The following is an 8,225-nucleotide window of genomic DNA, read 5'->3' as shown; positions in this document are numbered from 1 at the left end:
GCCCGCTTTCACCGCGCCCTACGGGCGCGGTCCGTCAGGACTGCTTCGCCTTGGTGACGAACTGGGTCGTGTAGGTCTTCGACAGGTCCACCTGGTCCTTCTTGCCCTGCACGTTGGGCGAGAACTGGGCCAGCACCTCCAGCACGTTCTTCGCGCCCTCGTCGGGCATGACGCCGTCGCCGTTGAACATGCTGATCGAGTCGGTGATGGCCTTCTCGTACAGCGCCGGGTCGCCGCCCGCGTAGTCGGCCGGCATCTTCGCCGCGATCTCCGCAGGCTTGTGCTGCTTGATCCAGCCGAGCGTCTTGACGAACGCGTTGGCGAGCTTCTGCACCGTCTCGCCGTGCGACTTCACGTAGGAGCAGTCCATGTACAGGGAGCTGGACGGGTACAGCCCGCCGAGCGCCTTGCGGGTGCCGTCCTCGGTCCGCATCTCCACCATGACCTTCGCCTTGCCGGTGCTGACGAGCTTGGCGATGGTCGGGTCGGTGGTCATGCCGGCGTCGATGCCGCCGTTGTCGAGCGTCGAGATGAACGTCGGGCCGGCGCCCGCCTTCACCGTGGTGTAGTCGGAGGTCTTCACGCCGTTGCGGACCGCGAGCGCCCGGGTGATGAAGTCGGTGGACGAGCCGGGGCTGGTCACGCCCAGCTTCTTGCCCTTGAACGCGGCGGGCGACGCCAGCGCGGACGCCTTCTTCGCGGCGACCATCTCCGCCTCGCCGGGCACGTCGGCCATCTGCACGACGCTCTGCACGCACTTGCCCTTGGTCTGCAGGTCGATGGTGTGGTCGTAGAACCCGACGACGCCCTGCACGTCGCCGGAGATCAGCACGTTCTCGGCCTGCGCGCCGGCCGGCTCGGTGAGCAGCTGGACGTCGAGGCCCTGCTCCTTGAAGTAGCCGAGCTGCTCGGTCAGCTTGGCCGGCAGGTAGATGACCTTGTCGATGCCGCCGACCATGATCTTGACGGTGCCGCCGTCCTTGCCGCCGCCGTCCCCGCCGCCGCGCGAGTCGCGGCAGGCCGAGACGGACAGGGCGGTGAGGGCGGCGACCGCGGCGGCGGTGACGCGGATCGGGGTGGTGCGCATGGTGGTTCTCCTGGTCGTGCGAAGGGGGTGGGAGGGGGCCGGTCAGATCTGCGGGTCGGCCCCGGCGGCCGGCGGGCGCCAGCGCAGCAGCCGGCCCTCGACCGCGGTGAGCAGCCACTCGGCGAGCAGCGCCAGCACCGTGATGATGATCATTCCGGCGTAGATGCCGGCCGAGTCGAAGGTGCCCTGGGAGTGGTTGATGAGCAGGCCGAGGCCCTTGTCGGCGCCGCTGTACTCGCCGACGATCGCGCCGATGATCGCGAACCCGAACGCCGAGTGCAGCGAGGCGAGGATCCACGAGGTGGCGCTCGGCACCACGATCGTCCACAGCACCTGCATCCGGCCGGCGCCGAGGATCCGGGCGTTGTTCACCAGGTTCCGGTCGACCTCGCGGGCGCCCTGGAAGGCGTTGAAGAACACCGCGAAGAACACCAGCACGAACGCGGTCGCGATCTTGGACTCCATGCCGAGCCCGAACCAGATCACGAAGAGCGAGGCCAGGATGATCCGCGGGATCGCGTTGACGGCCTTGATGAACGGCGCGCACACGTCGGACAGGTAGCGGCTGCGGCCGAGCACGATGCCGAGCACCACGCCGCCCGCGGCGCCGAGCACGAAGCCCGCCACCGCCTCCTGCAGGGTGTAGGAGATCTGCTCCCAGATCGAGCCCTGCGAGGTCCCGTCGGTGAACCAGCCGGCCAGCCGGCTCCAGATCTTCGACGGCATCGAGTAGTAGAACGGGTCGATCCAGTTGCGGGCGGCCAGCTCCCACGAGCCGAGCCACGCCGCGACCAGCAGGACGCGGACGCCGTTGACGCCGAGCCGGCGGCGCAGCCCGGCCGAGCGCATCCGCGCGATCGCGGCGGACTCGTCCGCCCCGCCGGGCGGCCCGGCCGGGGCCACCGCTCCCGCGCCCAGTACGTCCTTGCCGGCCCGCGCCTCCTCGGCGGCCTGCACGGTCTCCGACTCACGCGGCATTGCCGGTGCCCCTTTCCCTGGTGATCTGGACCTCTTCGCGCAGCGAGTCCCAGACCTCCCGGTAGATGTCCAGGAACCCGGAGGTGAGCCGGACCTCCTCGGCGTCCCGGGGCCGCTCCAGCGGCACCGTGAACACGCCCTTGATCGTCGCCGGGCCGGCCGTCATCACCACGACCCGGTCGGCGAGGACGAGCGCCTCCTCCAGGTCGTGGGTGACGAACACGACCGCCGCGCCCGAGCCCGACCACAGCCGCAGCAGCTCGTCCTGCATGAGCCCGCGGGTCTGCACGTCCAGGGCCGAGAACGGCTCGTCCATCAGCAGCACCGACGGCTCGTTCACCAGGGTCTGGGCGAGCGCGACGCGCTTGCGCATGCCGCCGGACAGCTGGTGCGGGTAGTAGCCCTCGAAGCCGGCGAGGCCGACCCGGGCGACCCAGTCGCGGGCGCGCTCGCGCGCCTCGCGCTTGCCCGCCCCCCGGTAGCGGGGGCCGGTCGCGACGTTGTCCAGGACGGTCCGCCACGGCAGCACCGCGTCGTTCTGGAACATGTAGCCGACGCCGTCGGGGATGCCCTCGACGGGCCTGCCGTGCACGAGGGCGCTGCCCTCCGACGCCGGCTCCAGGCCGGACACCAGGGACAGGGTGGTGGACTTCCCGCAGCCGGTCGGCCCGACCACGGCGACGAACTCGCCGGCCCGGACGGTCATGTTCAGGTCGCGGACCGCGGTGTGCACGCCGCCGCCGGACGAGCGGAAGCGCTTGGTCGCGCCCCGCAGCTCGATGACGGGATCGCCCGTGCTCACGCGGCCGTCGTCCGCGTTCTCGGGGGTGGTTGCTCGCTTGGGCATGGCGGAACCGTAGGGATGTGGCCCGCGTCACCGGAACCCTTGCCCGCGATGTGCTCGCAAGCCGCGAATCCCCACGTTGAGTGCGTATTCCGCACTTCTGCTCTTTTTGCTCGCCGGGGTCTGGGCGGCGGGGCCCGGCGTGACGTACGGTGCGGGTCATGTCCGTCCGGCCCCGCATCCCCTTCGCCCGCCAGGTGCTGATCCTGCAGGTGGGCGTGGTCGTCGTCGTCGCCTGCCTCGGCTACGGGCTGGTCGCCTGGATGCTGGACGGCGAGCTGCGCGACCAGTACGGGCAGCGGGCCCTCACCGTCGCGCGCGCCGTCGCCGTCGACCCGCAGATCGACGCCGCGATCGCGGCGGGCGACCCCGGCCACGTCGTGCAGGAGCGCGCCGAGCGCGTCCGGATCCGCACCGGCGCGCTGTTCGTCGTGGTGACCGACCGGCGCGGCATCCGGTACTCGCATCCGACGCTGGGCGAGGTCGGCCGGCGGGTCAGCACCGACCCGTCGGAGGCGCTCGCCGGGCACGAGGTCGTCAACATCGAGCGCGGCACGCTCGGCCTGTCGGCGCGCGGCAAGGTGCCGCTGTACGGGCCGCAGGGCGGCGTCCTCGGCGAGGTCAGCGTCGGGTTCGACGCCGGCGCGATCGACCGGGAGCTCGACCACCTGCTGCGCGACCTCACGCTGTTCATCGCCGGCGCCGTGCTGCTCGGCGTGCTGGCCTCCGCCGCGATCGGACGCCGGCTGAAGCGGCAGACGCTCGGCCTGGAGCCCTACGAGCTGGCCGAGCTGGTGCAGGAGCGGGAGGCCGTCCTGCACGGCGTCGGGGAGGGCGTGGTCGCGGTCGACACGGCGGGCCGGATCGCCGTCTGCAACGACGAGGCGTCCCGGCTCCTCGGCGTCGCCCCCGAGCGCGGCGCGGCCGCCGCCGGGCTCGCGCCGGAGGGCGCGCTGCGGGACGTGCTGACCGGCTCCCGCGAGGCGGCCAACCTGTTCGTCACCGCCGGCGAGCGGGTGCTGGTGGTGAACCGGCGGGAGGTCCGCCGCGACGGCCGCGACCTCGGCGCCGTGGTCACCCTGCGCGACCGCACCGACCTGGAGACCCTCGCCCGCGAGCTGGACTCGGTCAGCACGCTGTTCGACGCGCTGCGCGCGCAGCGGCACGAGTACGCCAACCGGCTGCACACGCTGTCCGGGCTGCTCCAGCTCGGGCACGCCGAGGAGGCCGCCGGCTACCTCGGCGCGCTGATGGACGACGAGGTGGGCCGGCTGCCCGCCGCGGAGGAGCTGCCCGACCCGCTCACCGACCCCTACCTGCGGGCGTTCCTGGCCGCCAAGTCGGCCGTCGCCGCCGAGAAGGGCGTCCGGCTGGACATCGGCTCCACGAGCTACGTGCCGGGCCGGGTCGCCGAGCCGCTGGACGTCACGACGGTCGTCGGCAACCTCGTCGACAACGCCGTCGAGGCGGCCCGGCTGGGCCGGCGGCGGCCCGCCCGGGTCGAGGTCGAGCTGCTCGGCGACGGCCGCGACCTGCACGTCACCGTCGCCGACTCCGGCGACGGGCTGCCGGAGGGGCTGCGCGAGGCCGTCTTCGACGACGGGGTGTCCACCCGGGACGCGGCGGGCGGCCGCTCGCGCGGCCTCGGGCTGGGGCTCGCCCGCCGCACCGCCCGCGCCCGCGACGGCGACGTCGCGTTCGTCGACCCGGGCGGGGACGGGACGGGCGCGGTCGCGGTGGCCCGGCTGCCCGGCGTCCTCGGCGCGGAGGCGGTCCGGTGAGCGGGCACGGAGACGGTCCGGTGAGCGGGCACGGAGACGGTCGGACGGCCGGGCGCGGGACCGGCGCGGAGGGCCGGGCCGGCGGCGCGGCGGCGGAAAGGGGAGGCGGCGCGGTGATCGGCGTGCTGGTGGTGGACGACGACTTCCGGGTGGCGCAGGTGCACGCCGGGTTCGTGGCGGGCCTGCCCGGCTTCGCCGTCACGGGCCTCGCGCACACCGCCGCCGAGGCCCGCTCGATGGCCGCCGAGCTGGCGCCCGACCTGGTCCTGCTGGACGTCTACCTCCCGGACGAGCCGGGCCTCGCGCTGCTGCCCGAGCTGTCCGCGGACGTGATCATGGCGACCGCGGCGGCGGACCCCGGCGTCGTCCGCGAGGCGCTCGCGGGCGGCGCGCTGCACTACCTGATCAAGCCGTTCACCGCCGCCGCGCTCGGCGAGCGGCTCACCGCGTACGCGCGCTACCGGGCGGCGCTGTCCGGCGGCGAGCTGTCGCAGGCGGCGCTCGACGGCGCGCTGCGCACCCTGTACGCGCCGCTGCACGCCCAGCCCGCCGCGCCGAAGGGGCAGTCGCCGGTGACGGCCCGGCTGATCGCCGAGGCGCTGCGGGCGGCGGACGAGCCGCGCTCGGCCGCCGAGGTCGCCGACCTGGTCGGGATCTCCCGCGCCACCGCGCAGCGCTACCTCGCCGGGCTCGCCGAGGCCGGCCGGGTCGTGGTGACGCTGCGCTACGGCGCGACGGGCCGTCCCGAGCACCAGTACGCGTGGTCGCCGCGGTAGAGCCCGGCGAGGACGTCCTCGATGCCGGCCTCGCGCAGCGAGATGTCGCGGACCTCGTGGCGCTGCGCGAGCGCCGCCACCAGCGCCGCGGCGTTCTCCTCGCGCGGGACCCGCAGCCACTGCCGCGCCCCCTCGACCCGCTCGGCCCGGATCTCCCCGAGCACGATCGGCGGCGCCGGCTCGGCCAGCTCGACCACCAGGGTCCGGTCGGCGTCGACGGTGCGGCGCAGCTCGTCCAGCCCGCCGTCGTAGGCGAGCCGGCCGCGGTCGATGATCAGCACGCGCCGGCAGAGCCGCTCGATGTCGCCGAGGTCGTGCGTGGTCAGCAGGATCGTGGTGCCGCGCTCGGCGTTGGTCCTCTCCAGGAAGTCCCGGACGGTGGTCTTGCTCACCACGTCCAGCCCGATCGTCGGCTCGTCGAGCACCAGCAGCTCCGGGTCGTGCAGCAGCGCGGCGGCGAGGTCGCCGCGCATCCGCTGGCCGAGGCTGAGCTGCCGGACCGGCGTGTGCAGGAACGGCTCCAGCTCCAGCAGCGCGGTCAGCTCCGCGAGCCGCGCCCGGTGCGCCGCCGCGTCCACCCGGTACAGCCGCCGGACGAGGGCGAGGCTGTCGCGCAGCGGCAGGTCCCACCAGAGGGTCGTGCGCTGCCCGAAGACGACGCCGATCCGGCGGGCGAGGGCCGTCCGGCGGCGCGAGGGGTCCAGGCCGCACACCCGCAGCGTGCCGGACGAGGCGGTCAGGATCCCGGTGAGCATCTTGATGGTCGTCGACTTGCCGGCGCCGTTCGGCCCGAGGTAGCCGACGAACTCGCCGGGCGCGACCGTGAACGACACGCCGTCGACGGCGCGCAGGGCCGTCCGGGCGCGCCGCCGGCCGCCCGCGCGCCCGCGGACCGTGAACGACTTGACGACGTCCGCCGCCCGGATCACCGGCTCGGCCCCGGACCCCGTACCGGTCCCCGTCTCCCGCATCGGCCTCAGCTCCCCGTCGATCGGTAGTGCCGGATCCCCGCCCGCCACGCCAGCGCCGCCGCCCCGCACAGCACCGCCGCGACGGCGGGCGAGGCGAACCGCGCCGCCGCCGGCAGCCCCAGCGGGTCCGGCCGGTCCAGGACGTACAGCGCGGGCTGCCAGTTGACGAACGCGAGCGGCACGACGAAGGTCACCCCGCGCACGAAGTCGCGGCCGAACATCGTCATCGGGTACTGCGTCAGGTACGCGCCGCCGTAGGTGAGCGACTTCGTGGCGCCGTGGCTGTCGACCATGACGAACTGCACGGCCGCCGTCAGCACCCACAGCCCCGCGAAGATCGCCGTCCCGGACGCGACCATCAGCGGGAGCGCCGCGGCCCGGCCCGGCGTCCACGGCACGTCCAGCCGCGGCAGCACGAGCGCCAGGACGGCGACCGCCGGGACGAGCTTGCCGAGCCGGCGGGGCGAGAACTGCTCGGTCGCGATCTGGATCAGCGGGCTGACCGGCCGCACCAGCACCGCGTCCAGGGTGCCCAGCCGGACGCGCTCGCCGAGCTGCTCGGTCGTGCCGAGCACGATGTCGGAGATCGCGAACGAGAGCGCGCTCGTCCCGTACAGGAACAGCACCTCCGCCGCGGTGAAGCCGGCGATGCGGGGCGCGCGGGAGAACAGCACCAGGACGGCCACCGCGTCCAGCCCGCCGACGACCGCGGTCGCCAGCGACAGCAGCACCATGGACACCGGGAACCGGCCCGCCGCCCGCAGCCACGTCCACGCCAGCAGCCCGTACATCCGCACCGGCCGCGCGCCGCCGTCAGCCACCATGGATCACCAGCCTCCGCCGTGCGGCGCGGGTCAGCAGCCATCCGGCGGCGAGCAGCGCGGCGGCCCACCCGGCCTGGAACGCGAGCGCGCCGAGCAGGCCGGCGCCGGAGCGGCGGCCGAGGAACACGTCCGCCGGCACCTGGATCTGCGCCGACCACGGCAGCGCCCGCGCGACGTCCCCGAGCCGGCCGGGGAAGACCACCAGCGGCAGGATCATCCCGGAGAAGAACAGCGACATCACCAGCGCGACCGCGGTCAGGCCCCGGTCGTCGTGCAGCCAGAACATCCCGAGCGCCACCAGGTAGCGGATCGCGAAGCCGACCAGCGCGCCCAGCAGCACCGCCGCCGCGAACGCCGCCAGGCCCGCCGGGCCCGGCACGCGGAAGGGGAACGCCAGCGCGCCCGCGACCAGCGGCGGCCCGGCGCGCAGCACCAGCGACCCGGCGGCGCGGCCGAGGTCCTCGGCCCGCCACCAGCCCAGCAGCCCGACCGGCCGGTGCAGGTCGATCGCGACGTCGCCGTTGCGGATCCGCTCGGTGAGGTCCATCCCGCCGAAGATCTGCACGGGGCCGATCAACGCCTGGGTGATGAAGCAGAAGGTGACGGCGTCGGCGGCGGCGTAGCCGCCGAGCGCGGGCCGCGCGTGCCAGAGCGCGAGCAGCACGTAGGCGCGGATGAAGCCGAAGGCGGTGTTGGTCAGCGACTCGGCGAGGGAGCCGAGCGGGTAGGCGGTGTGGCGCCGGAACCCGTACCACCACACCCACGGAAGGACGCCCACTCGCCGAGAGCCTAGACAAGGCCCGGCCCGGCGACCACGTAATTTCGCACAGTGGCCGCCGGGCCGTCGACCCGGACGACGTTGCGGCGAGCCGCTACGGGCATCGGCGGGGCGCCGCGCGGCGGGGGCGGGGGGGGGGGGAGCCGGCGGCGGGGTGCGCGGGGTGGTTGGGGTTGTCCCCGGCCA

Annotated in this window: 8 protein-coding genes; 2 read left to right on the top strand and 6 right to left on the bottom strand. The window is 74.5% G+C overall.

What is annotated here, in order from left to right; translation table 11 throughout:
- Positions 1-34: 34 nt before the first annotated feature.
- Genes ABZ914_RS30395 through ABZ914_RS30385 form a run of 3 tightly spaced genes read right to left on the bottom strand, consistent with a single transcriptional unit; the run spans position 35 to position 2,912 of the window.
- The gene (locus ABZ914_RS30395) at positions 35-1,087 is read right to left on the bottom strand and encodes an ABC transporter substrate-binding protein (protein ID WP_190854051.1); all 1,053 of its coding nucleotides are present in this window, start codon (positions 1,085-1,087) and stop codon (positions 35-37) included.
- A 42-nt stretch (positions 1,088-1,129) separates the two neighbouring features.
- Entirely contained in the window at positions 1,130-2,065 is a 936-nt protein-coding gene (locus tag ABZ914_RS30390; RefSeq protein WP_500197388.1) for an ABC transporter permease, read from the bottom strand.
- Positions 2,055-2,912, bottom strand: a complete 858-nt coding sequence (locus tag ABZ914_RS30385) for an ABC transporter ATP-binding protein (RefSeq protein WP_387030284.1) — start codon at positions 2,910-2,912, stop codon at positions 2,055-2,057. The genes ABZ914_RS30390 and ABZ914_RS30385 overlap by 11 nt, the downstream gene beginning before the upstream one ends.
- A gap of 158 nt (positions 2,913-3,070) precedes the next feature.
- Here ABZ914_RS30385 and ABZ914_RS30380 point away from each other — a divergent pair, with 158 nt between their 5' ends.
- On the top strand, positions 3,071-4,690 hold the full coding sequence (locus ABZ914_RS30380; protein WP_500197387.1) for an ATP-binding protein: 1,620 nt from the start codon (positions 3,071-3,073) through the stop codon (positions 4,688-4,690).
- Positions 4,691-4,710: 20 nt separating this feature from the next.
- On the top strand, positions 4,711-5,466 hold the full coding sequence (locus tag ABZ914_RS30375; RefSeq protein ID WP_500197385.1) for a response regulator: 756 nt from the start codon (positions 4,711-4,713) through the stop codon (positions 5,464-5,466).
- Here ABZ914_RS30375 and ABZ914_RS30370 read toward each other — a convergent pair.
- The 3 genes from ABZ914_RS30370 to ABZ914_RS30360 are packed head-to-tail and all read right to left on the bottom strand — an operon-like array spanning position 5,415 to position 8,039.
- Entirely contained in the window at positions 5,415-6,437 is a 1,023-nt protein-coding gene (locus ABZ914_RS30370; protein ID WP_500197384.1) for an ABC transporter ATP-binding protein, read from the bottom strand. The two genes, ABZ914_RS30375 and ABZ914_RS30370, sit on opposite strands and share 52 nt — an antisense overlap.
- Positions 6,438-6,442: 5 nt before the next feature.
- Positions 6,443-7,261, bottom strand: coding sequence for an ABC transporter permease (locus ABZ914_RS30365; protein ID WP_500197382.1), 819 nt, complete (start codon positions 7,259-7,261; stop codon positions 6,443-6,445).
- The gene (locus ABZ914_RS30360; RefSeq protein WP_500197381.1) at positions 7,251-8,039 is read right to left on the bottom strand and encodes an ABC transporter permease; all 789 of its coding nucleotides are present in this window, start codon (positions 8,037-8,039) and stop codon (positions 7,251-7,253) included. Before ABZ914_RS30360 ends, ABZ914_RS30365 begins: the two co-directional genes overlap by 11 nt.
- Between the last annotated feature and the right edge of the window lie 186 nt (positions 8,040-8,225).

The sequence above is a fragment of the Spirillospora sp. NPDC046719 genome (assembly GCF_040645715.1).
GTDB lineage: Bacteria > Actinomycetota > Actinomycetes > Streptosporangiales > Streptosporangiaceae > Spirillospora.
The sequence above is the reverse complement of the archived record's forward strand: the minus strand, read 5'-3'. Positions and strand labels throughout refer to the sequence as shown.

What these genes read in the sequence shown, in the direction of transcription:
- ABZ914_RS30395 (WP_190854051.1), bottom strand. Translation starts at nt 1,087, where the DNA reads ATGCGCACCACCCCGATCCGCGTCACCGCCGCCGCGGTCGCCGCCCTC.
- ABZ914_RS30390 (WP_500197388.1), bottom strand. Translation starts at nt 2,065, where the DNA reads ATGCCGCGTGAGTCGGAGACCGTGCAGGCCGCCGAGGAGGCGCGGGCC.
- ABZ914_RS30385 (WP_387030284.1), bottom strand. Translation starts at nt 2,912, where the DNA reads ATGCCCAAGCGAGCAACCACCCCCGAGAACGCGGACGACGGCCGCGTG.
- ABZ914_RS30380 (WP_500197387.1), top strand. Translation starts at nt 3,071, where the DNA reads ATGTCCGTCCGGCCCCGCATCCCCTTCGCCCGCCAGGTGCTGATCCTG.
- ABZ914_RS30370 (WP_500197384.1), bottom strand. Translation starts at nt 6,437, where the DNA reads ATGCGGGAGACGGGGACCGGTACGGGGTCCGGGGCCGAGCCGGTGATC.
- ABZ914_RS30365 (WP_500197382.1), bottom strand. Translation starts at nt 7,261, where the DNA reads ATGGTGGCTGACGGCGGCGCGCGGCCGGTGCGGATGTACGGGCTGCTG.